Raw genomic sequence first — 23,651 nt, 5'->3', positions numbered from 1 at the left:
GATGCCGGTCGACGCTCCGACCCTCGCCGTGTGGAAGTTCGCGTCGTGCGATGGATGCCAGCTCACGATCCTCAACTGCGAGGACGAGCTGCTCCCCCTCGCCGGGGCGGTCCGGATCGCGTACTTCCCCGAGGCCACGCGCGGCACCGTGGCCGGCCCGTACGACGTGTCGCTGGTCGAGGGCTCCGTCACCACCCCGTCGGATGCGCTGCGGATCCAGGAGATCCGGCAGGCCTCGCGCGTGCTGGTGACCCTCGGCGCCTGCGCGACGAGCGGCGGCATCCAGGCGCTGCGCAACTTCGCGGACGTGCGCGAGTACCGCTCCATCGTGTACGCGCACCCCGAGTACATCGACACCCTCGAGCGCTCGACCCCCATCGCCGACCACGTCCCGGTGGACTTCGAGCTGCACGGGTGCCCGGTGGACCGCCACCAGCTCCTCGAGGTGCTGACCGCGCTCGTGCAGGGCAGGGTCCCTCGCCCGGCCGCCCACAGCGTGTGCGTGGAGTGCAAGCGTCGAGGGGCCGTCTGCGTGGCCGTGGCCCACGGGACCCCGTGCCTGGGGCCGGTGACCCGGGCCGGCTGCGGTGCGCTCTGCCCGGCGTACCTCCGCGGCTGCTACGGATGCTTCGGCCCGCAGGAATCGGCCAACACGGCTCCGCTGGCGGCTCGGCTCGTCGAGCTGGGGATGCCCGAGCGCGACGTGGTCAGGGTCTTCCGCACCTTCGCGTCGGGGGCTCCTGAGTTCGAGGCCGAGAGCCGGCGGCACGATGCGGATCGGACGGCGGTGCCCTCATGACGCACAAGCTGACCTCGGGCGACCACGTCCTGCACGCGGATCCGCTCGCCCGCGTGGAGGGCGAGGGCGCGATGCGCGTCGTCGTGAGCGACGGCGCCGTCCTGGACGTCGAGCTGCGCATCTTCGAGCCCCCTCGGTTCTTCGAAGGGTTCCTGCGGGGGCGGGCCTGGACCGAGCCCCCGGACATCACCGCCCGCATCTGCGGGATCTGCCCCGTGGCATATCAGATGAGCTCCTGCCTGGCGATCGAGGACGCCTGCGGCGTCGTGGTCCCGGACGAGATCCGCGTCATGCGACGGCTGCTCTACTGCGGCGAGTGGATCGAGAGCCACGCCCTGCACATCTACCTCCTGCACGCGCCGGACTTCCTGGGCTACGACGGCGCGGTCGAGATGGCGGCCGACCATCGCGCCCTGGTCGAGCGGGGCCTGTCGCTGAAGAAGGCCGGCAACGCGCTCATGGCTCTCGTGGGCGGCCGCGCGGTCCACCCCGTGAACGTGCGCGTCGGCGGCTTCTACCGGATGCCCGGCAGGGACGAGCTGCGTGCGCTGCGACCGCAGCTCGTGCGCGCCCGAGACGACGCGCTCGCCACGGTGGCCTGGGTGGCCGGGTTCGAGTTCCCGGACTTCGAGCAGGACCAGGAGTACGTCGCGCTGCGCTCCCCGCACGGCTACCCGCTCGAGGGCGGCTCGGTCGTCACGAGCAGTGGGCGCACCATGGGCATCGCCGAGTTCGCCGGGACGGCGGTCGAGGAGCACGTCGAGCGCTCGAACGCCCTGCACGCGAGGCTCGACGGCCGGACCAGCTACGTCGTCGGACCGCTCGCCCGCTACACCCTCAACCACGATCGTCTCGGCAGGGTCGCGCGGGAGGCCGCGTCCGCCGCGGGCCTCGGGCCGGAGTGCCGCAACCCGTTCCGCTCGATCATCGTGCGGGCCGTGGAGCTCGTCGAGGCGCTCGAGGAGGCCCTGCGGATCATCGACGGCTGGGAAGGCTCTCCCGCCGCCCACGTCGACGTGCCGCCGCGGGCGGGGGTGGGCCACGGCGCGACGGAGGCCCCTCGGGGGATCCTGTTCCACCGGTACGAGCTCGCGGCCGACGGCACCATCCTCGACGCCGTGATCGTGCCCCCGACGTCGCAGAACCTGGTCAGCATGGAGGAGGACCTGCGCCGGTTCGCCCAGCAGCACCTGCATCTCTCGCAGCACGACCTGGCCCACCGCTGCGAGCAGGCGATCCGCAACTACGACCCCTGCATCTCCTGCGCCACCCACTTCCTCGACCTCACCGTGGAGGAGTCGTGACCGGCCTGATCATCGGCCTGGGCAACGCCGCCCGCGGCGACGACGCGATCGGCGTCGAGGTCGCCCGGCGGATCGCAGCGCAGGGCCTCGACGGCGTCGAGGTGGCCGAGACCGACGACCCGACCGGGCTCCTCGACCTGTGGGCGGGTGCCGAGTCCGCCGTCGTGGTCGACGCGATGGTCTCGCACGGATCGCCGGGCACGGTGGCGTGCTTCGATGTGGCGGTCGACCGCCTGCCCGGCGACGGCTGGTCCGCCGGCGGCACCCATGCCCTCGGCCTCGCCGCCGCCGTGGAGCTGTCGCGGGCGCTGGGCACGCTGCCCGCGCGGCTCGTCATCGTGGGCGTCGAGGCGCAGGACATGGCAGCCGGGGCCGGGCTCTCCAGCGCGGTCCTGGGCGCAGCCGACGACGCTGCGCGAGTTGCGCTCGATGCGCTCGGGGGCGGTGGTCGGTGATGTGCCTCGGGACCCTGTGCCAGGTGGCGGCTCCCCCCGCCGACGGCGCCGTGCTCGTCCGTAGCGGGGAGCGCGAGACGTCGGTCTCGCTGCTGACGCTGACCGACCCGGTCGCCACCGGCGACTGGTTGCTCGTCCATTGCGGGCTCGCGCTCGCGCGGCTCACGGAGTCCGAGGCGCACGAGGCGCTCCGCCTCCGCGACTCGGAGGTGCCGTCATGACCGAACGCCGCAGCACCGGGCTGCTCCTCGCCCTCGCCACCGCCGTGATCAGCGGCTTCGCCGTCTTCCTCAACGGGTACGGCGTCAAGGCCGTCGGCGACGCGACCCTGTACACCACGGCGAAGAACGGCGTGTCGCTGGTCGTGCTGCTCGCCCTGGCCGCGACGATCGGGGCCGCGGCCGGACGCCGCGGACGGCTGCCGCTCACCCGGCCCACGAGCGCGGCCCAGTGGTGGGGACTGGCCGCCGTGGGCGTCCTGGGCGGCGCGGTCGCCTTCGTGCTCTTCTTCGAAGGACTGGCACGGGCGTCCTCCACGAACTCCGCCTTCCTCCACAAGACGCTGCTGATCTGGGTGGCGCTGCTCGCCGTCCCGATCCTGGGCGAGCGGCTCGGCGTCTGGCACCTGCTGGCCATCGTGCTGCTCGTCGTGGGCCAGGTGGGTCTCGCCGGGGGCGTCTCCGCCCTGGTGGGCACCGGCCAGGCGCTCGTGCTCGGCGCGACCCTGCTCTGGGCGGTGGAGGTCGTGCTCGCCAAGCGGCTCCTGGCCGACCTGTCGTCGTGGACTGTCGCTCTCGCGCGGATGGGCCTCGGCAGCGTCGTGCTGATCCTGTGGTCCGTCGCACGGGGCGAGCTCGGCGCCGTGCTGTCGTGGTCGGCGTCGCAGTGGGGCTGGGTCCTGCTCACCGGTGCGATCCTCGCCGGCTACGTCTCCACCTGGTTCGCCGCACTGGCGCGCGCGCAGGCCGTCGATGTGACGGCGATCCTCGTCGTCGGCGCGGTGATAACCGCCGTGCTCGCCACCGCCGTCCAGGGCGTCCCGCTCGCACCGCAGACGGGATGGCTGCTGCTCGTGCTGGCCGGGGGCGCCCTGATGTGGGCGCCCGCGCGGCAGCGGACGCGCGAGGTGGCCGTGTGACCGGTCGGGTGCCCGGAGAGCTGCTGTTCGCGCGGTACGCGTACCCGCCGAACGAGCTGGGCTACTGCGGTGCCGACGACCCCGCCGCGCTCCTGGGGCGCACGGCCGCGGGCGCCGTCGACGGCGACCTGCGCGCCACGCTGCGCACGTTCGAGGGCGCCTGGCCGTACCTCGAGCTCATCGCTCACGCCAACGGGATCGCAGACCCGTGCGACGCCGATGTGGTGGAGGCGTACTGGATCGGCAACAGCCTGCTGGACCACGTGCCTCTCCACCTCATGGCCGGCTCGCTCGAGGAGCGCTTCCGCCCTCGCCTCGGCCGTGCCTGGTCGCCCCTGGCCGACGCCGCGATCCGGGGTGCGCAGCCGCACCACAGCTTCCACGTCCTGGGCGTCTACCCCTTCGTGGGGCTGCTCAGGACGGGCGTCGTCGACGCGCCGCTCCGCGTGCTGGACCGGTGCCGCATCCGTTGGGGACGCGTCGAGGCTCTCGGCGTCGGCTGCGCCGACGTGACGTCCCAGCCGCTGGTGTGGGACGGTCGCCGGCTCGCGCTCGGGCCGGAGCGCGTCGAGCGGGTGATCACCTCCCTCGACGGGGCCGCGCTCGCCCGTCCCCTCGCCGTCGGCGACTGGTGCTCCCTGCACTGGGACTGGGTGTGCGACCGGATCGACGACGCGCAGGTCGGGCAGCTGCGGCTGCGGACGTGGACGAGCCTGTCGGTCGCGAACCGCGCGGTCTCGTCCGTGCTCGCCTGAGGGATGCGCACGGCCGCCCGGGGTCAGGCCACCCGGGCGCTCCGGGCAAGGTCGGGCATGAGGGCGGTCAGCGCGAGATCCCCGCTGCCGAACGAGGGTTCGACGAGTCGCCGCCCGAACCGTCGCACGTCGTCGCGCCGCAGCATCAGGGATCGGTAGACGCCGGCACCGGAGATCTCTCCCGCGAGCCGTGCGCCCACGATCCGGCCGTCGGTCAGCCACACCGTCCGCAGCGCGTCCCCGGACCGCCACTGCAGCCGGTCCTCGCCCTCCATGTCACCGATGGACACCAGCGGGATCCCGAGGTGCTTGAGGCTGTTCATCGACTCTGCTCCGGCGTAGGCCGTGTCCCGGTCGAGGATGTTGAGAGCCGCGACCGTGGCCTGCGCGACCGCGTTGGGGAAGATCGCATGCACGTATCGATTGCCGGTCATCCGGTCGGATGCCTCGGCCACGTCCCCCGCTGCGTAGACGTCGGGCGCTGTGGTGCGCATCCGATCGTCGACCAGGACGCCCCAGTCGGTCGCGACGTCCGAGTCGTGGAGGAACTCGATGTGCGGCTTGACGCCCGTGGCGGCCACGAACGCATCCGCGCGCAGGGTCGTTCCGTCGGCCAGCTCTACACCCTCGACCGTCTCGTCGCCGACGAAGGCGGAAGCGGGCACCCCCAGCATGAGGTGGACACCGCGAGCGCGGATCGCGCGCTCGGCGACGGCGGCGGTGTCGGGGTCGAGCACCCGCGGCATCACCCAGCCTCGCCGGCCCAGGACGGTCACGTGGACGCCGAGATCGCTCAGCAGCAGGGCGAGCTCGACGCCGATGAACCCCGACCCGACCACGAGGACGCGTCGTACCCTCCCGTCCCGGACGCCGCCGAGGATCCGCCGTGCAGCGTCCAGCGACTTGAAGTCGTGGATGCCGCTGAGCTCGTTGCCGGGAAGCGACGCGTGCAGCCTGCTGCCCGACGCGATCAGCAGCGAGTCGTAGTCGAGCGATCGGCCGTCCGACAGCGCGACCTCGTGCGCCCTCGTGTCGACCGACACCGCCTGGACCCCGCGCAACTCTGTGGCGCCCCATCGCTCGCAGACGTCCTCGCCCTTCCAGAACAGGCCCGCACGGCGCCCGGTCAGGAAGTGGTCGGCCATCGCCGGCGGCGAGTACGGGGGTTCGTGCTCCGTCGTCACGAGGACGAGGTCGGCGTCGGGATCGTGCCGCCGGAGCACCTCGGCCGCGGTGATCCCCGCGGGTCCGGTACCGATGATGACGGTCCTCATGTCACGAGCTCCCTCCTGGGCGTGAGCCACCCGGCGAGCAGTGGGGCCGTGGACGCGGCCAGGCGGCCCGCACCGTCGACGAGGGCGCCGACGGACGGGTCCGAGTCGAGCACGGAGTCGTCCCAGGGCAGCACGGTCACCGACTCGAAACGGAATCCGCCCTCGTCCGCGAGGAGCCGTTCCACCCGATCCCCGTCGGCGGACGAGCGGGCACGGTTGACCACGAGCATGATGCGCGGGATCCCGAGATCCCTCGCCAGGCGTGCGGTCTCGAGGGCGACGGCGACGCCGTTCGCCGACGGGTCGGTCACGACCAGGGCCCTGTCGAACCCGCGGGCAAGGGCCCGGCCGAAATGCTCGACGCCGGCGTGGGTGTCCATCAGCACGACGTCCGCGTGCTCACGGCCGACTCCTGCGACGACCGCGCTGAGCAACGAGTGCTCGGGGCACAGGCAACCGCCGCCCGCGGCGCGCAGCCCGCCCATGACGAGGAGCCGGACGCCGTCGGGTCCATCGATCCCGAACCGCGCGACGGCGTCGGAGGTGTCGGGGTTGAGCCGGAGCATGGCGCCGCTCTCGCCGGGCCGCGCGCCGACCGTCTCCGCTATGTAGTCGTCCTGGCGCGAGAGCGGCACGACGGCGCGGCATGCGGCCGGCGGCAGCCCGAGGGTGCGGCCGAGGTTCATCTGCTCGTCGGCGTCCACCAGGAGCACCCTCTGACCCGACCGCGCGAGCTGTCGCCCGACGAGAGCGGTGAGGGTCGTCTTGCCGACGCCGCCCTTGCCGGTGACCACGACGCGCAGTGGCGCTGGCCGCATTTCGGTCATGCCGTCGCCACCGGCTCCCTGATCTGGTCGAGGTCGTGCGCAGGGAGACCGAGCGCGGCACGCTTCCCCTCGATGTGGCGGCGGATCAGCACCGCGGCCTTCTCCGGGTCCGCCTCGACCGCGAACTTGGCACCGACCACGTCGTCGAGCCCGCTCGTGAGCAGCCCCGTGACGGCTGCGCTCCCGAGGATGGGCGGGTCGACGCCGAGCACCGTCGTGATGCCGCTCGCCACCACGTACGCACCGATGGCCACGGCCTTCTCCGAGTACCACTCGGGGGCGGCACCGGCCAGCGGCAGCTGGCTCATGTCGACGCCCAGGTGGTCTGCGAGCGCCGCGGCCAGCACCAGGATGCGGGTGTTGTCGACGCACGAGCCCATGTGCAGGACGGGCGGGATCCCCAGCGCCTCGCAGGTGGCGCGCAGGCCGGGCCCGGCCAGGGACGCAGCCGCGGGCACCATCTGACCGGCCTTTCCGTTGGCGACCGCTGCGCACCCGGTGACGAGGACGAGGATGTCGTTCTCGATCAGCCGACGGGTGAGGGTGACGTGTCCGTAGTCCTGGGTGATCTTGGGGTTGTTGCAGCCCACGACTCCCACGGCCCCGCGGATGCGTCCATCGGCGATCGCCTCGACCAGAGGCGCCGGCGTGCCGCCGAGCGCGCCGAGGATGGCTTCGACCGAGAAGCCGGCCATGATCTCCACGGGCTCGTCGGGGATGCGGACCCGGTCGGGGTTGCGGTTGGCGAACGCCTCGACGCCCCGGGACACGATGTCCCGCCCGATCTCCAGGCCCCGGCCAGGGTCGAAGGACACGTGGACCGCGCCCGGGAACCTGGCCTTGTCCGCGGTCGAGATGACGACCGTGTGGTAGCACCGCGCCACGTCCGTGACGGACGGCATGATGCACTGGTAGTCGACGACCATCGCCTCCAGGGCGCCGGTCATGATGGCCAGCTCCTGCATGAGGTGGTTGCCCGCCATCGGGACGCCGCGCCGCATGAGCAGCTCGTTCCCGGTGCAGCACAGGCCCACGAGGTTGATGCCTTCGGCACCGAGCTCCCGTGCGCGGTCGACCAGCGCCGGGTCCTCCGCCGCCTGCACGATCACGTCGGAGAGCATCGGGTTGTGCCCGTGGAGGGCGATGTTCACCCAGCCGGGCTTCAGCGTGCCCAGGTTCACCGTCGACATCACCGGCGACGGGGTGCCGAACATGATGTCGGAGAGCTCTGTGGCGATCATCGATCCGCCCCAGCCGTCCGCCAGGCTCGTGCGGAGCCCGTGCAGCAGGATGTTGACGGGGTCGTTGTCCACGCCCATGTGAGTGCGGTGCAGCATCTCCACGTTCTCCCGGTCGATGCCGCGCGGTGTCACGCCGAGCCGGTCCCACAGCTCCTGGCGGGGCTTCGGCGACCTCTCCACGAAGGACAACGATGCGCGCCGGGTGCCGAAGTCATCCATGAGCCGGTCCGCTAGGTCGACGGCGACCTGTGTCGTCGTCCGGTCCTCGGTCGGGATTCCGAGCTCGGCCGCCAGCCGCGTCAGCTTGCCCACGTCCTGGATGCGGTAGCCCGTCGTCTCTCCGTGGGCCGTCGCGGCGAACACCTCGAGGATGTCGCGCCCGTGGTCGGAGTGCGACGAGGAGCCGGCGGCGATGGTGCGGCCGAGGTTGCGGGCGACGATCACGTCGGCTCCGGCCCCGCACACACCCTTCTGCGGGCCCGCGCCGAACGGGTCGACTCGGCACGGCCCCATGGCGCAGTTGCGGCAGCTCACGCCCAGGACGCAGAAGCCGCACTGCGGCTGCTGGGCCTCCAGGCGGTCCCACACGGTCTCGATGCCTTCGGACCTCGCGACCTCGATCATCTGCTGGGCGTCCGAGGCGATGCTCATCGTCCGCGGGTCCCTGCGCTGCATCGTGCTCATCGTGCGGCTCCTTCGGCTCGTGCTGCTGCTGCGACGACGTTCGCCGCCGACGCGCCCCAGGCGCGCCACGCGGCGACCGGCCCCCCACTACGCGCGTCCTCCTCGGCCTCGGCCGCCGTCACCGCGGCGAGGACCAGTCCGGACTGGCGCAGCCGACCCTGCGCAGCCAGATCGTTGATGTCGCCGTACACGAGCGCGCCCACCTTGCAGGCCTCGACGCACGCCGGCTGCTCGCCCCGACGCAGCCGCTCGATGCAGCCGTCGCACTTCACCGCGACGGTGCGCTCACCGTCCGAGGCCGCCACGGGGTGGTAGGTCAGCGCATCGAACGGGCAGACCATCGCGCACATGGCGCAGTCGATGCACGTCTCGACGTCGACGACGACCACGTCGTGGCTCTCGTCGCGTGCCATGGACCCGGTGGGGCAGACCTGCACGCAGGGCGCCGGGTCGCAGTGACGGCACCGGGCCGGATACGCGGATCCGGCCACCGGGCCGGGCACGACGTGGATCCGCGTCCGTGGGACGGGCTGCTCCGCCCATGCGGAGGCGACGTTGCGGGATGTCGAGTGCTCGACCGCGCAGGCGAGCTCGCACTGGAGGCAGCCGATGCACTTCTCAGGATTGACGTAGACCAGTTCCATGACGCCGCCTCTCGCCGGTCGCGGCACGTGCCCCGGCCTGCAGAGGAGCGGCGGAGCACCTCGTACATCTGCCACGGTAGACCCGCGACCGACGAGATCGCGCGCCGAGGACTTCCCTGGACGGGCAGTTTTTTCGCGGCCGTCAGCGTCGGACGTGGCCGGGGAGGATGAAGTCGTAGGGCCGGCGGAGGACCCGGGTGCGCAGGAACCGGTCAGCGCGCCGGAGCCGGAGGTACAGGGCGAGCAGGTCGGCATCGGAGCGGTAGTAGGACTCGACCTCGACCCCGCTCAACGGCGCCCGCTCGCCGAGAGCGTCGCGGTGGTCGACCAGCCATCGGTTCACGATGTCGATGCCGAGCGGGATCCGGTCGGGCCGGCCCTCCTTGTGGAAGTTGCCCAGCAGGTCCAGCGCGACCGTGCGGGGGTCGTAGTAGTCGTCGAGGTAGGCGCCCACGAGGGCCCTTCGGTGGTAGTACGCGCGCAGCCCCGGCGGGATGGGCCGCTCGAGCCACGCGATGTCGACCAGGTGCCGGCCGGCCCGCCGCATGAACGGCGTTCCCACGTCGACGAGGACGGGCGCCTCGGCCTCCGCGAACGACCAGTTCGACAGCTGCCCGTCGACGGCGGCCTCGAGCCCGTCGGCGTCCTCCGTACCGGCGAGGTGGAGGGCGAGGACGGTCGCGAGCACCCGGTGGACGGCGTCGGCGACAACGGCGTCGTCAGCACGCACGAGCAGCCGGTGCCCGAGGGACTCGCTGGGCAGCATCGGCTGCAGCAGGGCGACGACAGGCGGTCGGCCGGGGCGGGGCACCAGCAGGGCGTGCGTCTCGACGACGCTCACGCCGCGCGCGGTGAGCCTGACGAGGTAGTCGTCCACGAGCGAGGCGTACGCGCGCGCAGCCGGCTCGTCGGCGAATCCCGACATCCGCTTGACGATCCACCCGTCGAGACCGTCGAGGCGCAGGCACGCCGACACCTCGCCGTAGCCGAGCACCTGGAGCCCGCCCGCCTTCTCGGGCTGCGCCGGATCGAGCCGGTTCTCCAGGGAGCGCAGCACCTCCTCGGCCTCCGCGGGCGCCCCTCTCACGCCGCGGTCCCCGCAGGCAGGGACGAGACGGCGTCGTCCAGCCGTTCCAGGGCGAGCTCGGCCGTCGCGGCGTCGAGCAGCAGGCCCGGCTTGACCTGCAGGACGGAGGGATCGAAGCCGGCGAACATCGCCCACACCCCACGGTCGTAGAGCGCCTTGGTGAGCAGCATGCCGCCCTGAGGGTGCGAGAGCCTCAGGCCGATCACCAGGCCCGTCTGGCGCACCTCGACCAGCCGGTCGGGGTATCGGTCGCGGATGCCCGCCAGCCCGTCGGCGAACCGGTCGACGAGCCCGCGCACATGGCCGCGGGTCGCCGGGTGGTCGGTGATGGCGAGCACCTCGCGCGCCACGCGGCACCCGACCTCAGCGCCGCCGAACGTCGAGATGTGCGCCCAGCCGTCCTCCTCGAGCCAGGCGCCCGCACGTTCGGAGAGCAGAGCGGCGGCGATGGGATACAGCCCGCCGGAGAGCCCCTTGCCGCACACCAGCACGTCGGGGACGACGCCCTCGCGCTGCACGCCCCAGAGCTCCCCCGTGCGGCCGAGCCCCGTCTGCACCTCGTCGGCGACGTAGAGGGCCCCGGCTGCGTCGCAGAGGTCCCGCACGCCGGCGAGGTAGCCCGGCGACGGGAGCGGGAAGCCGATCGTGGCGGGGACGGTCTCCAGCACGACGGCCGCGACGTCGCCCGACGCCAGCTCGCGCTCGATCGCGGCGAGGTCGTCGAAGCCCACGTGGGCGAACTCGCCGGGCGCCCCCTCGGACAGGAAGGACGCGGCGGCGCGCTCATCGCCCGCCGCGAGCGCGAGCCCCGTGTGACCGTGGTAGGCGCCGCTCACGGACACGATGCGTCGTCGACCGGTGGCGCGACGGGCGCTCTTGAGCGCGACCTCGACCGCCTCGCCGCCGCCGCTGGCGAACACGGCGTACCTCATCCCCGGAGTCAGCTCGACGAGGTCGCGGGCCAGCAGGGCCCGCTCGACGCTCGGGAAGTGGTGGTTGCCGATGTCCAGCGTCTGCAGCGCGTCGACGAGCGTGGCCACCAGCTCGTGGTTGCGGTGCCCCAGGTTGAACACGCCGCCGTTGAGGTGAAGGTCGAGGAACTCGCGTCCGTCGAGGTCCCAGAGCCGGTACCCCTCACGCGCCCCGACGACGAGGTCGACACCGAGGGCCCTGAGCGTGCGAACCCGGTTCGGGCACGCGTAGCGCTCCGCCAGGTCGAGGACCTCGGCGCGGGTCGGCCGGTCAGAGTCGTCGCGCGTGCTCATCGGGGCGCTCCCAGCGGGTCGGTGCGGCGGTTCACGGGACAGGGCGGGACGCCGCGCGGTCGAAGCCTCGCCACGCTCGGCCGTAGAGCCCGGGGGGCGACGCGCGACGGGCGCGGGCACGGACGGACGCTGTCCAGCGCTCCTCGGCGGAGGCGGCCTCGGCGAAGGCCGAGCGCGAGACGTCGGCGCGCTGGTCAGGTGTCGCGGCAGTGGCCGCCTCGTCACGCAGGCGTGCCTCGAGCGCGAGGATCTCGTCCGCGTAGAGCGGATGCAGGGTCGGGTAGTCGGCGAGGGTGGCGCGGTGCAGGTCCTCGTGCCGCCACCAGAGGGTGCTGCGGTCGTACCGCCTCTGCGGCTGAGGGCCGGTGCTGGGCGGCCCGCCGTCGAACCACACCGGCTTGAAGACCGAGGTGCACGGCGCGGACGTTGCCGTGACCCAGTGCGTGAAGGTGCCGTCGGCGGCGAGGTGGGAGACCCACGAGCCGGTCGACTGGCTCACGCGCACCGGCCCGGACCCCGCATGGGCGCACACCGTCTGGCCGAGCAGGCGGCCCGCCGGCGACCAGCCGGGTCCGACGTCGCCGTGGTCGCGCAGGAGGGCGACCGCCGAGGCGACGTCGATGCGCCCCCTCTGTTCCCGGAGACGATCCGACGTGCGGCACTGCCGTGCCTTCGCGTCGCTGAAGCGCGTGTAGAGGAAGTCGGAGTAGTCGCGGCCGAAGTCGAACTGGGTGGGACTGCGCGACCAGCCCCGCTCGACGGCTCGACTCACCAGCCCGCTCGACACCAGGTCGGCGTCGCGTCCGAGGGTGATCGCGTTGGAGATCGAGCGGGTGGTCGCCACGCGCTGCGCGCCCCATTCGCGTCCCGCGGTCTCGAGCACCCACGCCTCGCGGGGATCGGCGACGAGGAACCCGTTGTCGTAGCGCATGTCGGACGTGTGCCCGCACCTTCCGCCCTGCCCGTGCGCCTCGAGCAGGGACGTGATGACCTGCACGGCCTCCTCGGCGCTCTCGGCCCGCTCGAGGCCGAGCCGCAGCAGGTCCATGCCGACGAGCCCGTCGGCGTCCTCGTGCGGGACCTTGGTGAACACCGCCTCGTTGCCGATGACGACGCCGTGCTCGTTCGCGCCCATCTCGGCGCCCCAGATCCAGTACGGCTTGGCGAGCAGCACGGCGTGGGTGCGGCGCACCTGCGGGATCTCGAGGTAGGTGCAGCGCAGGCGCGCGCCGTCCGCGTGCTCGGCCGCGGGCACGAGCATCACCTCGTGCGCCTCGTTCGGCTCGCGGTCGCTGTTCTTGGCCAGGATCACCGACCCGTCGGCCGTGGCGTCGGCCATGGCAGCAAAGGTGTCGCACACACCTGCATCGTCCTCCAGCACGGCCGCGGAAGGGCAGGTGTCACCGAGAATCGCGGACGCCTCCGGCGCGTCCAGGCTCGTGCAGTCCCCGCGCGGCCGACACGCAGCAAGGAGCAGCTCAGATGCGGCTCACCCGCAGAGACCTCCGCGACGCGTGGGCGGTCTCGGCGTCACCGCGTGGTCGACGAGAACCAGCAGATCGTCGAGCTGGCTGGCGAACGGAACCACCAGGGTGATCTGGTCGGCGTGCTGCTGCCAGCGGGCGAGGACCTCGCGCATGTCGCCGTGGGCGCCGAAGACGAGCACGTCGCGTGCCAGCCGTTCGGCAGCGGCAGGCAGAACGGGAGTGCGAGGATCGCTGCTCGCCTCCAGCAGCGCGTCGATCTCGGAGCCGTAGCCGTTCTCGCGCAGAACGCGAGGATAGACGGGCCCCATGCGCGTGCAGTACGTCACGAGCCATCGGGCGGCGATGGTCGATGCGGTCGCCTCGTCCTCCGCGATGGCGACAGGGATAGCGGCCGTCACCGTCGGCACGGTCGATCGCTCATGCCGAACAGCGGACGCCCTCAACTGCTCTCCGCCTCGGTCCAGCGCCGAAGGTGGCAGCAGGAAGGGCAGCCACTGGTCGGCAAGCTCGCCCGCAAGTCGGATGCTGGGATCGGTGATGGCGGCGAGCGCAAGCGGCACCTTCGTGTCAGGCGGCTTGGCGAGCGCCAGCGGTCGCGCGTGGCTCGGAGGGTCTGGAAGCCGCTCCCCGCGCAGCAGCGCTGACACGGCGAGGCACGTCGAGCGCAAGCGTCCCAGCGGCGATTCCCATCGATTCCCGTGGAAGCCCTCGGCGATGGGGGCCGTCCCGGCTCCCAGACCGAGGACGAAGCGTCCGTCCGACTGCCGCTGCAGCTCCGCCGCGGTCATGGCCAAGGTGGCCGGCGTACGCCCCCACACCGACAGCACGCCTGTTGTCAGACCGATCCGGCTCGTGACGGCCGCAAGTCGGGCAAGCACGAGCGGTGCCGCCAGACTCATGGCCTCCGCGACGGAGACGAACGCCAGGCCGCGTTCCTCGGCGTGCCGCGTGACACGCTCGATGACATCGAGGCGGTCTTCGAACGGCGTGAAGCCGATCCCGATGGGCACGTCTGCAGAGGCCGCTCCCACCACTGGTCCGCACCTCCAGACCGCAACCGCGAAGCCCGCATCGTTCCACACCGCCGGCACTCTCGGCAGCCAACGCCTGCTCACCCCGAGCGGTCTCCGGGACGGCACAGGGGAGGCTCGGGCGCGACGCCGACGCCACGGCGACCTCTCGGCCTGGACCGCCGTGCGAGCTCGATACCGACATCCGCACAGCGCACTGCCCGTGGCAGTGCACCGGGTCGCGCCGGTCGTCGGGCGTGCCTGCCGGTCGAGGCCGTCGCGCATCAGGAACGTCCGAGCGCGGCACCTCGCATCGGATCGCGCACGCGGCTGGCAAGCGTCGTGCGCGCGACTACCTTCCGCGGGCTGGGCGAGGGGTCTACCTTCGGCCTCGTGGAGGCTTTGCCCGAGATCACGGTCGAGAACCGCAAGGAGCTCACGTACCTGCTTTCGCAGGGTGCCGAGCTCGAGCACGCCCTCATGTGCCAGTACCTCTACGCCGCATTCAGCTTGAAGTCCGCCGAGGACGGGCTCGACGACGCGCAGGCGGAAGCCGTGGAGCGATGGCGCTCGGTGATCCTCAGGATCGCTGGCGAGGAGATGCTGCACTGGGCGGTGGTCCAGAACCTTCTCGCCGCCGTCGGCTCGGCACCGTTCGTAAGCCGCCCGCACCTCCCGCACCAGGCACAGGGGTATCCGCCCGGCGTGCAGCTGCGGCTGCTGCCGTTCGGCACGCGTGCCCTGGACCACTTCGTCTACCTCGAGCGTCCCGATGGCGTGGAGCACGCCGACGCCGAGGGGTTCGAGCCTGCTGGGGAGCCGCTCGAGCAGATGCGAGCGGACGAGATCGTGCCCCGTGGTCAGGAGTTCGCGACCGTCGGGCACCTCTACAGGTCGTGCGCAGCAGGTCTCGCGAACCTCGCGAGCAAGCTCGGCGAGGACCGGCTCTTCATCGGCCCGGGGTTCCATCAGGCCGACGAGTCCGCGTTCGGCTGGCCGAGCCTGGGCCCGATCACGAACCTGAAGGAGGCGCAGGCCGCGCTCGAGCGCATCGTCGAGCAGGGAGAGGGCGCTACCGGCGACTGGAGCGACGCCCACTTCGGTCGCTTCCTCGCCGTTCGCGAGGAGTACCTCCTCATGACCGCGGCCGACCCCGGGTTCGACCCGGTGCACCCGGTCCTTGCGGCGGGCATGCGGGCGGTCGAAGGGATCGAGCCGGACTTCTTCATCACGGACCCGGCCACGGGCGCCTGCTCGGACCTGTTCAACGCGGTCTACGAGCTGCTGCTGCAGATGATCGCGCGGTACTTCGCGTTCGGGCACGAGACTGCCGAGCAGCGGGCGACGCTCGCCGACTCCGCGGTGGACCTGATGTTCAAGGCGATCAAGCCGCTCGGCCTGCTGCTCGCCCGTCTGCCTGTAGGACCCGAGCATCCGGGTGCCACGGCGGGGGCCAACTTCCAGCTCCCCTACCGCGCGAGCTTCCTCCTCCCGCACCGTCGTGCCGCCTGGATCCGCTTCGCCGAACGGCTCGAGGACCTCGCGACGTACGCCGCCGAGCAGCACCCCGCGTGCGGCGAGGACGCGCTGCTCCAGGTGAGTGACGACCTGCGCGCCGTGGCAGCCCGTCTGCTGTCCGACCTCGAGCGAGCCTGACCGGCAGCCCGTCGACCGATCGGCTCTACTGGATATGAATGGGCAGTTGCGGCGAGCGGTCCACCGTGAGCGAGAAGATGTCGGGTCGTCCGTAGTGCCCGGCCACGTCGAGGGTGCGGTGCTCGGTGCTCGCCGTGGCGACGTCGATGTCGGCGTACAGGATCCCGTACTCCTGGTGGAGCGGTCCGGCAACGACGTGTCCAGTGGGGGCGACGATCACCGAGTCACCCGGGTTGAGCCAGTCGTCCTGGCCCTCGAAGAGCATCTCTCGCGACGGGAAGCTCTCGGGTATGTCACGGGTCGCGAGGGCGCAGCCGGATCCGATGACCCAGCAGCGGCCCTCGGAAGCGATGTGGCGCATGGAGGCGAGCCAGGCGTCTCCGCTGTCCCAGGTGGAGGCGATGTAGATCTGGATGCCCTCGGCGTACAACGTGTACCGGGCCAGGGGCATGTAGTTCTCCCAGCAGATCAAGCCGCCCAGCCGTCCGAACGGCGTGTCGACGACGCGCAGCCCGGAGGCGTCGCCCTGCCCCCACACCATCCGCTCCGGGTTGGTGGGCACGAGCTTGCGGTGCCGGTTGAGAATCGTGCCGTCAGCATCGATGGTGACCAACGTGTTGTAGATCGTCGCCCGGCTGAACGAGCCCTCCCGCTCATGGACTCCGCAGACGACGACGACGCTCCGCTCGGCCGCCACCTGCTGCAGCGATGCGAGGTCGTCGGTGGACAGGTCGATGCTGTTGGCCAGCAGCTGGGCATGGATGCCCTGGCTGAGCCCGAAGTCGCCTCCGGGACGCAACGACCAGATCCAGACCGGGTATCCCGGGATGTAGGTCTCGGGGAAGACCACCAGGCCGGCTCCGGCGTCAGCGGCCTCGTGCACCGCCTCGACAGCGGCCTTCATGGTGGAGTCTCGATCCAGCAGGACGGGCGGCCGTTGCACGACCGCCACCTTCACAGGCTGTCTGATCATGAGCACTCCTTCGGGACGATCACGGGACCGCGACTCAACGAGCCACCTCGAGTGTGGCCCCCGACCACCACGTCGCGCGCGACTTCCAGGATCCCGAGCCGTTGCAGGGATGAGGTGCTCACGGCCGGTGCGGCACCGACGCCCCTCTCCCAGGACGGCCTTCGTCCGGTCCCCCGCTGAGGCCGTCGCCGCCCAGGATCGCTGTGCATCCGCGGCGTCACCCGTGGGTGATCAGCCCTTCGCGAGGTGGGCCACCCGCGGGGCCATCGCCTCGGCAAGGGCGATGACGCCGGACAGCGGCCGCACCATCACCGTGAACTCGGAGACGAGACCGGCCTCGTCGAAGCGGAGGTGGTCAAGCCCCTCAACGGCTCGGCCGTTGACGCGGGCGGTGAAGACGAGGCCGTGCGTGTCGTCGCCGGCGAGCTCGTCGACGTAGACGAAGTCGGTGAAGACCTCCATCGCGTTGGTCAGCACCTCCGCGACGGTGGCCCGGCCGGTGAAGGGGTGGAAGGCCACGGGGCTGTTGAACACGATGTCGTCAGCGAGGAGCGCCACGAGCGCGTCGATGTCACGGGCCTCGATCGCAGCGCGTACGGGGTGCTTCATGACCGCAGACTACGACGCAGGCATCCCAGCCAGAGATGAAGCAGACCACTGCGTCGCGCGGTCCCTGGGAACGGCTGGGATGACGCAGCGTGGACATCGTGTTGGACTCGATCTGATGGATGCGCTCGCGCGTCACGCCGTAGACCGTGCCGATCTCGTCGAGGGTCTCGGGCTGGCCGTCGGCGAGGCCAACTGCGCTCGCCACTCGAGTCCACTCCGGTGGCGCAACTAACCGTCCCGTGTGATGCCTCGTCAGCCGATGCGGATCTCGTCCGGGTCGAAGGAGGACTGCAGGTGAGTCCAGACCTCCACCATGGACTCGATTCACCCGTCGCCGAGGCGGCGGAAGATCTGGAAGCCGACCCGCGGTGGTCCCTGCAGCACGGCGGTGGCCGGCCACGAACGGTGCATCAGCCTCACTGCGAATCGCGGCTGACCCACGCTGCGGTCGGCCCTCCGGTGCCGTGGGCCGATCGACGATCCCGTCAGCGCCGTCAGACGTCGACGCCGAGCAGCACCAACGCGCCCAGCGCGACAGCCACCCAGGCCACAGAGAGCAGCTGCTCCCACGGCTGGTTCCTGCGATGCATGAGCCAGAGGACCGGAGCGACGATGACGGCGCAGACCGCGAGCAGCAGCCACGCAGGCTGCTCGGCGAGGGCGATCGTGATCGGCGGCAGGATGCTGGCCGTCGGTACGGCGAGCCACGCGGCCGTGCCCAGGCTGCGCGGCCAGCGGCGTAGCGCCAGCACGGTCAGCAGCCCGACGATCATCAGCCAGCCCAGCATGACGATGCTCAAGAGCAGCCCGGGAAGCTGGGTCACACTCCCGGCGCCGAGTGTGTGGCTGATCGCAAGGAGGACACCCGTGTAGAGGCCGAGGGCCGCGTAGATCAGGACGATGCCCCCGCCGATCACGGCTGCGGCGTGCCCGATCACCCGCAGCGTCGGGTGGTCCTGGTGAAGCACGGGTCCGTTGGGGACGTCACTCATGGCGCACCTCCGGCGGTGACGGGGTCGAGCGTCCGGAGCCGCACGCTCGTGGCCCACCTCCAGCGTGACCGCCAGGCAGCCGCGAGTCTCGCCGACGCTACGGGCGATGCGCGGCTGCGGGAGGAGGCCGCCGACGACCTTGTCCCGTCGGCCCGTGCGGCGCACGGCGACGCCGTCCCGGAACCGCGGCGGGTCGGCGTCGAGCACCGTGTCCGTCGCGCAGGACCTGCGTGCGGCTGATCACCGAGCTGCTTGAAAGCCGGGGAGGAGCTCGGCGAGGACCGGCCGCACGGGCACCGTCACGTCGAGACGGCACAGCACGCCGATCAGACCGAGCCAGACGCGCTGGGTCATGAGGTGCTCGGCGGGCACGTCGAGGCCGAGCGCCGCGGTGTAGTCGGGGTCGCGTGCGGCGTCGTCGCGGGCGAAGCAGGCGCGCAGCCACTCCGGCGAGAAGTGGAAGGTGTCGTGGCGCGCGGGCTCGCCGAACGGCGACATGACCGAGCGCAGGCTCGCGACGTCGACCGTGCGCCCGGCGCGGACGAGCCCGAACTCGCGCAGCGCGTCGAGCGCCGATGCGTCGTCGGTCTCGTCGGCGAACGTGTGCACCAGCCGCCCGAACGCCGTGGGGAGACCGTCGGGCATCGGCACCACCGCGCCGAAGTCCAGGACACCGAGCCGGCCGTCGGGCGTGATCCGGAAGTTCCCGGGGTGCGGGTCGGCGTGCAGCCACCCGCTCAGCGCCGGGGCGAGCAGCGCGAAGCGCTGGTAGCGCTCAGCGATGCGCGCCCGGTCGAGGTCGGCGTCGTCCACCGCCGACACCAGCGGACGGCCTTCGAGCCACTCGCTCACCAGCACACCGCCGCCGACCTCCACGACGTCGGGCACGGCGAACTCCTCCGACCCGGCGAACGCCGTGGCGACCGCCCGCTGCGCCGTCGCCTCGTGCACGTAGTCGAGCTCCTCGGCCGCGCGCACGCGCAGCTCGTCGACGAGCGGTGCCGCCACGAGGCCGGGCAGCACCGCGCCGGCCACCCGCAACGACATCGACAGAGCGCCGAGGTCGCTCATGAGCGCCTGCCTCGCGAACGGGTACTGCACCTTCACCGCGACCGCGCGACCGTCGCACCACGTCCCTCTGTGCACCTGGCCGAGCGAAGCCGCGGCCGCCGCGTCCTCGTCGACCTCGACGAGCCGCTCGCGCCAGCGCCCTCCCAGGCCCTGGTGCAGCAGCGGCTCGACCTCGTTCCACGCCAGGGGCGGGTTGGACTCCTGCAGGGAGGTGAGCGCCTCGGTCCACGTGCGGTCGGGATCGGGCGGGAACAGCGAGTCGACGGTGGAGAGCAGCTGGCCCGCCTTGAGCGCGCCGCCTTTCATGCCGCCCAGCGTGGAGCGCAGGGCCTCGGCGTTGGCAGCGCGTGCCTCGCGCCGCAGCCGGGCCGGGTCGGGATCCACCCGGGCGCGGACGGCAGTCACGGCGGAACGCGCGGTCAGGGCCGCGACAAGCGCCGCAATCCGGGCCGAGCGGATCACCGAGGTCGTGGCGGGTGCCATGCCCCCATCCTCGTCCGCGCGGTGGCGCTCGGCGACCCTCCGGCGGACCGCGGGGGGCCCGACCCGAGGTCGTCCTCGAGGGCACGGTCACCCGTCGGCCACCAGGACCTCGAACGGTGTGTGATCCGAGGACCCCTCGGCCGCGACAGGGAGCTGGAGCTCGACCCTGGGCCTGTCCTTGGCCGTGCCGACCACGATCGTGATGTAGTCGGCCTTGGTCAGGTCCTGGGCGAGGGTGTAACCGAGGGACGTGAGATACGCCGTGAGGGCGGACTCCACCGACGCTGCATCCGCGAGGGCGATGTAGTCGGACATGCACGTGGCGCTGTCCATCATCCGGGGCCCGCGGCCCTCGACCGTCTCGACGGACACGCCCGACAGCCCGTGCGTCACCAGCGCCTCCAGGAACTCGATCGACCCGCTCGAGCAGTCGGCCGGCTGAGCGGCGCTGCTGGTGGCGGGGGCCGCCGACTCGCTGGAGCAGCCCGACGGAGCCGGGATGAGGAATCCGCCGGTTGCGCCGCTGAGGCGCTGCCCGTCAGCCGCGGTGCCGTACGTCGTCCACCAGTTGCCGCCGTACACGATGCCGCCCGGAGTCTCCACCGACGACGTGACCTCGGGCAGGTCGGTCGGGGTGACGCCGGCGGCTGAGTACAGCTCGCTCCCGCCTGTGCGGGTGAGCGAGTAGCCGAGCACGAGCATCCCCCACCATTCGCAGACCTCGTTCGGCTCGCCGAGGAATGTGGCGACCCTCTCGACCGTCATCACGTCCCCATCGCGGGACAGCGCGACGTCGAGCGACTCGGGCTCGCACCAGGCGCTGTCCGGCGTCGAGGTGTCGTTGTGCTGGATGACCCATCGGCAGTCGGGCGACAGCGCGGTCGTCAGCTCTTCGATGGTCGCGTAGGTCGGCAGCGGGCCCGCCGTCGGGTTGGAGAAGGAGATGTCCGCTTCTGCGGACGGGCTCCTGCTCCCGTCCGACGTGGCTGAGCCGCACGCTGACATCACCAGAGCCGTGGCAAGAACGGCAAGACAGGTACGGATGCTGTATCGCATGGCACGCCTCCCCGTGGAGCGGCCAACCGCCCACCGGAGACTCGCCTGCAGCCAGTCACTCCGCCATCAGGCTAGCCACGGAGGTTGTCACGTCGCGCGCCGGCAGACGCACGCGACCCAGCTGCTCGCGGCGTGGCTGCCGTCGGAGGCGGTCGTATGCCTCAGGCGTCCGCGGGCGGGATGTTCGCGTTGAAGCGGAAGCGGTTGTGCGGATCGAGGCGCCGCTTGAGCCCTCGAAGTCGAGCCCACGAGTCCGGTGGATACGCGGCTGCGACCCGGCTCGCCGTCTGGTCGATCTCGGGGTAGTTGAGGTAGCCCCCTCCTCGCAACGAGAGCGGCGAGACGCGATCGGCGAACCGGCGCGCCCAGGCGATCTCGGCCGCGTCGTCGGCCGCGTCCTCCCAGATCGCGAGCGCCGTCACGTTCGCGACCGCGCTGCGCCCTCCGAAAGCGGCGTGCGACTCGGGAATGCGATGAGCCCTGCCATGGATGAGCTCGACGAGCGCGAACGACTCGTCGCTCGCCTCCGAGGCGGACGCGATCAGGGCGTCGGCCAGGGTTTCGTCCAGCTGCCCGATGAGATGGCCCTTCCAGTACTGCCGGAGCCCGAAGGGGATCGGCTGGTACAGCGTCTGCTGCTGGAGCCAGTTCATCGGCTTGAGATCGGACTCGTAGCAGGCCGGATGTGTCGCGAGCGCACTAACGGCAGCCATGCCGCTCTCCGGGTCGCCGCGCCACCCGACGTTCACCGAGATCGACGGCGAGCCATCCTCGGCGCGCCAGGCGACCATCGCCAGCACGAGCTCGTCCGGCGCAGAGGCCTCGACCTCGAAGGTCCGAAGGATGGAATCGCGCAGGGAGCTGCCCCGGAAGCGGAGGCGACCGCCGAACATCGCGGGGACCTCCGTCAGTGCGTACCTCAGGCGGGTCACCACCCCGAAGTTGCCGCCACCGCCTCGAAGGCCCCAGAGCAGCTCGGGCTCGTGCTCCTCGTCGACCTCGAGGACGTCGCCGTCCGCCGTCACGAGCTGGGCGCCGATCAGCGCGTCGCACGCGTACCCCTCCGACGACAGGAGCCAGCTGATCCCGCCGCTCAGGGTCAGGCCGCCGATACCGGTGTCGATGAACGTGCCGGACGGCGCGGCCAGGCCGTACGCGAAGGTCGCGGCGTCGAGATCCATCAAGCGCGAACCCGCGAGCGCATCCGCCGTCCTCGTGGCGGGATCGACCGTCGCCCCCCGCCACCGGGACAGGTCGACGAGGAGCGCCCCGTCCGGGGACGAGTGGCCGGCGACGCTGTGGCCACCGCCGCGGACACCGATCGGGAGATCCGAACCAGCTGCCCACCTCACCGCGGTCACGATGTCGGTCAGGTCCGCGGGCCGGAAGATGACCACCGGGCGTCCCGACGCCATCGCGTTGTAGGCCTCGCGAGCCGCCTCGTACCCGCCGCCAGCAGGCTCGATGACCTCACCGCGCGTCCGGCCTCGAAGGTCCTGAATCGCTTCCTGCAGCATGGACGCTCCTTACGTGGTGAAACGCGATAGATCTGGAGTCAGGGCCGTGATCGAGGCCGACTTGTGCGCCGACACGCACGTACGGTCGATGTGCTGCTGATCAGCCTGCAGGCTGGTGGTTCCCACCACGGCGCGCAGACTGTCAGCGACAGAACAACCCCCGCTGTCAGGAGTGACCACCGCCCCACGATGGCCCCAACGCCTCGGCCCATGGCAGTGGCGCGACGCTACTCCCGGCTCGAACCATGAGGGAAGGCGTTCGCGGCACCACGACCCGGACCCTGGGGAACGCTGCGCGGGGCACCAGAGCGCCACCAAGGCGAGCGCGAATCGGGGCACGTGGCGTACGCCATCGCTGTGCCGGCGAGGTACTGCGACGCCGATCCCCACGCGGTGGACCGACCGGCACGGTGATCAACGCCGAGTCGGCGTGGCTCACGCGGTCGTCGGCACAGTGCACCAGGACGCGTTGCCCGTCGAGACTGTGGCCCCCGCCGCCGGCCGCCCCCATCTTCGTGGAAGCCGCGAGCCCTGGTGAGCCCGCGGGGCGAGAGCGGTGCCCACGTGAGCGACTTCCCACTCCCCGACCACATCGCATACGACCACGGGGCGGTGACGGATCCTGAAGGGCTCGTCGAGTCCCTCGGCGCACGGTTCTGGCTCTTCCTGTGCGGGGACGAGTTCGCCAGGATGGAGGGCGGCATGAGCTACGACGACGACGTCGTCGCCGTGGTGGGGAGCTCGGCGAACGTCATCTCGGATCCGCCGCGGGTGCTCGACCTCGACCTGGCCCGTCAACAGGTTGCAGCGCTGGACGAACTTCCACGCCCGGTCCTGATCACCTGCCGCTCCGGGCCGCGCGCCTCGGCTGTCGCCTACCTCTATGCGGGGCTCCGCGCCGGCGCAGCAGCGGACGAGGTCCTCGCCCGCGCGGAAGCCGACGGCGCGCCGTTCGTCGCGGTGGCGGACTACCGCGCCTTCGTCATCGACTCCCTGGCCCGTCTCGCAGACGGCTGAAGCCCGCTGCCGGGGCAGCGGGCTTCAGCGTGACTGCTGCAGGGTGATCGGCTGAGGTGCTCAGCCCAACTGGTCGCGCACTCCGGACGCCTGAGCGCAGTGCGAAAGGGATTGTGCCTCACGGGATCAGCGAGAGCTGTGCGGTGCAATACCTAGAAGGGACACCGGCCGCCTCGATCGCCCCCAGGCGCATCCGGGTAGCCCAGGGTCTCCAGCATCAGGTTGCACCGGGCGGTTGGAGCCCAGCTGCTAGCCGAGCGTGCCCTGTCAGGCCACCACCCGGTCTCGTGCCTGCGGCGCGTCTCAG

General features: G+C 71.8%; 22 protein-coding genes and 1 pseudogene. 8 read left to right on the top strand and 15 right to left on the bottom strand.

What is annotated here, in order from left to right:
- Position 1: 1 nt before the first annotated feature.
- From ACFQGU_RS09745 to ACFQGU_RS09720, 6 genes are read left to right on the top strand one after another with little or no spacing between them, the layout of a single operon-like run.
- Positions 2-799 carry an NADH-quinone oxidoreductase subunit B family protein gene (locus tag ACFQGU_RS09745; RefSeq protein ID WP_386766127.1) on the top strand — a complete coding sequence of 266 codons (798 nt, stop codon included), beginning with the start codon at positions 2-4 and terminating at the stop codon, positions 797-799.
- Entirely contained in the window at positions 796-2,103 is a 1,308-nt protein-coding gene (locus ACFQGU_RS09740) for a Ni/Fe hydrogenase subunit alpha (RefSeq protein ID WP_386766125.1), read from the top strand. Before ACFQGU_RS09745 ends, ACFQGU_RS09740 begins: the two co-directional genes overlap by 4 nt.
- A complete protein-coding gene (locus ACFQGU_RS09735; RefSeq protein WP_386766123.1) occupies positions 2,100-2,558 on the top strand; it encodes a hydrogenase maturation protease in 459 nt (152 codons plus the stop codon). The genes ACFQGU_RS09740 and ACFQGU_RS09735 overlap by 4 nt, the downstream gene beginning before the upstream one ends.
- Positions 2,558-2,779, top strand: coding sequence for a HypC/HybG/HupF family hydrogenase formation chaperone (locus ACFQGU_RS09730; protein ID WP_386766121.1), 222 nt, complete (start codon positions 2,558-2,560; stop codon positions 2,777-2,779). Before ACFQGU_RS09735 ends, ACFQGU_RS09730 begins: the two co-directional genes overlap by 1 nt.
- Positions 2,776-3,696, top strand: a complete 921-nt coding sequence (locus tag ACFQGU_RS09725) for a DMT family transporter (RefSeq protein WP_386766118.1) — start codon at positions 2,776-2,778, stop codon at positions 3,694-3,696. Before ACFQGU_RS09730 ends, ACFQGU_RS09725 begins: the two co-directional genes overlap by 4 nt.
- Positions 3,693-4,451: a DUF6390 family protein gene (locus tag ACFQGU_RS09720; protein ID WP_386766116.1), complete on the top strand. Its 759-nt coding sequence runs from the start codon at positions 3,693-3,695 to the stop codon at positions 4,449-4,451. The genes ACFQGU_RS09725 and ACFQGU_RS09720 overlap by 4 nt, the downstream gene beginning before the upstream one ends.
- Before the next feature lie 23 nt (positions 4,452-4,474).
- On the opposite strand, the gene ACFQGU_RS09715 is transcribed toward ACFQGU_RS09720, so the two are convergent.
- The 8 genes from ACFQGU_RS09715 to ACFQGU_RS09680 all read right to left on the bottom strand — a co-directional run bounded on the left by ACFQGU_RS09715 (position 4,475) and on the right by ACFQGU_RS09680 (position 13,970).
- The gene (locus ACFQGU_RS09715) at positions 4,475-5,725 is read right to left on the bottom strand and encodes an NAD(P)/FAD-dependent oxidoreductase (protein WP_386766114.1); all 1,251 of its coding nucleotides are present in this window, start codon (positions 5,723-5,725) and stop codon (positions 4,475-4,477) included.
- On the bottom strand, positions 5,722-6,552 hold the full coding sequence (locus ACFQGU_RS09710) for an ATP-binding protein (protein WP_386766112.1): 831 nt from the start codon (positions 6,550-6,552) through the stop codon (positions 5,722-5,724). Before ACFQGU_RS09710 ends, ACFQGU_RS09715 begins: the two co-directional genes overlap by 4 nt.
- A complete protein-coding gene (cooS, locus tag ACFQGU_RS09705; RefSeq protein WP_386766110.1) occupies positions 6,549-8,477 on the bottom strand; it encodes an anaerobic carbon-monoxide dehydrogenase catalytic subunit in 1,929 nt (642 codons plus the stop codon). The genes ACFQGU_RS09710 and cooS overlap by 4 nt, the downstream gene beginning before the upstream one ends.
- Positions 8,474-9,121 carry a 4Fe-4S dicluster domain-containing protein gene (locus ACFQGU_RS09700; protein WP_386766108.1) on the bottom strand — a complete coding sequence of 216 codons (648 nt, stop codon included), beginning with the start codon at positions 9,119-9,121 and terminating at the stop codon, positions 8,474-8,476. The genes cooS and ACFQGU_RS09700 overlap by 4 nt, the downstream gene beginning before the upstream one ends.
- Positions 9,122-9,263: 142 nt before the next feature.
- Positions 9,264-10,208, bottom strand: coding sequence for a DUF6206 family protein (locus ACFQGU_RS09695; RefSeq protein WP_386766106.1), 945 nt, complete (start codon positions 10,206-10,208; stop codon positions 9,264-9,266).
- Positions 10,205-11,473: a class-III pyridoxal-phosphate-dependent aminotransferase gene (locus tag ACFQGU_RS09690; protein ID WP_386766104.1), complete on the bottom strand. Its 1,269-nt coding sequence runs from the start codon at positions 11,471-11,473 to the stop codon at positions 10,205-10,207. The genes ACFQGU_RS09695 and ACFQGU_RS09690 overlap by 4 nt, the downstream gene beginning before the upstream one ends.
- 31 nt (positions 11,474-11,504) lie before the next feature.
- A complete protein-coding gene (locus ACFQGU_RS09685) occupies positions 11,505-12,833 on the bottom strand; it encodes a C69 family dipeptidase (RefSeq protein WP_386766102.1) in 1,329 nt (442 codons plus the stop codon).
- A 129-nt stretch (positions 12,834-12,962) separates the two neighbouring features.
- A complete protein-coding gene (locus ACFQGU_RS09680) occupies positions 12,963-13,970 on the bottom strand; it encodes an LLM class flavin-dependent oxidoreductase (RefSeq protein WP_386766100.1) in 1,008 nt (335 codons plus the stop codon).
- Positions 13,971-14,363: 393 nt separating this feature from the next.
- Here ACFQGU_RS09680 and ACFQGU_RS09675 point away from each other — a divergent pair, with 393 nt between their 5' ends.
- Positions 14,364-15,626, top strand: a complete 1,263-nt coding sequence (locus ACFQGU_RS09675; protein ID WP_386766098.1) for a ferritin-like domain-containing protein — start codon at positions 14,364-14,366, stop codon at positions 15,624-15,626.
- Between the two features lie 25 nt (positions 15,627-15,651).
- Here the strand turns inward: ACFQGU_RS09675 and ACFQGU_RS09670 are convergent, their stop codons facing one another.
- The 7 genes and pseudogenes from ACFQGU_RS09670 to ACFQGU_RS09640 all read right to left on the bottom strand — a co-directional run bounded on the left by ACFQGU_RS09670 (position 15,652) and on the right by ACFQGU_RS09640 (position 22,327).
- Positions 15,652-16,599 carry a carbon-nitrogen hydrolase family protein gene (locus ACFQGU_RS09670; RefSeq protein WP_386766096.1) on the bottom strand — a complete coding sequence of 316 codons (948 nt, stop codon included), beginning with the start codon at positions 16,597-16,599 and terminating at the stop codon, positions 15,652-15,654.
- Positions 16,600-16,830: 231 nt separating this feature from the next.
- A complete protein-coding gene (locus ACFQGU_RS09665; protein WP_386766094.1) occupies positions 16,831-17,208 on the bottom strand; it encodes a nuclear transport factor 2 family protein in 378 nt (125 codons plus the stop codon).
- 52 nt (positions 17,209-17,260) lie between these two features.
- A pseudogene (locus ACFQGU_RS09660) lies at positions 17,261-17,398 on the bottom strand (sigma factor-like helix-turn-helix DNA-binding protein); the annotation flags it as partial.
- Positions 17,399-17,702: 304 nt separating this feature from the next.
- Positions 17,703-18,200: a hypothetical protein gene (locus tag ACFQGU_RS09655; protein WP_386766092.1), complete on the bottom strand. Its 498-nt coding sequence runs from the start codon at positions 18,198-18,200 to the stop codon at positions 17,703-17,705.
- A 240-nt stretch (positions 18,201-18,440) separates the two neighbouring features.
- The gene (locus ACFQGU_RS09650) at positions 18,441-19,754 is read right to left on the bottom strand and encodes an ABC1 kinase family protein (protein WP_386766090.1); all 1,314 of its coding nucleotides are present in this window, start codon (positions 19,752-19,754) and stop codon (positions 18,441-18,443) included.
- 87 nt (positions 19,755-19,841) lie between these two features.
- Positions 19,842-20,810 (bottom strand): hypothetical protein, encoded by a 969-nt coding sequence (locus ACFQGU_RS09645; RefSeq protein ID WP_386766088.1) that lies wholly within the window; start codon positions 20,808-20,810, stop codon positions 19,842-19,844.
- A gap of 161 nt (positions 20,811-20,971) precedes the next feature.
- Positions 20,972-22,327: an FAD-binding oxidoreductase gene (locus ACFQGU_RS09640; RefSeq protein WP_386766086.1), complete on the bottom strand. Its 1,356-nt coding sequence runs from the start codon at positions 22,325-22,327 to the stop codon at positions 20,972-20,974.
- Between the two features lie 564 nt (positions 22,328-22,891).
- On the opposite strand from ACFQGU_RS09640, the gene ACFQGU_RS09635 reads away from it, so the two are divergent.
- Positions 22,892-23,344, top strand: a complete 453-nt coding sequence (locus ACFQGU_RS09635; protein ID WP_386766084.1) for a hypothetical protein — start codon at positions 22,892-22,894, stop codon at positions 23,342-23,344.
- Positions 23,345-23,651 lie beyond the last annotated feature (307 nt).

The sequence above is a fragment of the Longivirga aurantiaca genome (assembly GCF_042660085.1).
Taxonomy (GTDB): domain Bacteria; phylum Actinomycetota; class Actinomycetes; order S36-B12; family CAIYMF01; genus Longivirga; species Longivirga aurantiaca.
The sequence above is the reverse complement of the archived record's forward strand: the minus strand, read 5'-3'. Positions and strand labels throughout refer to the sequence as shown.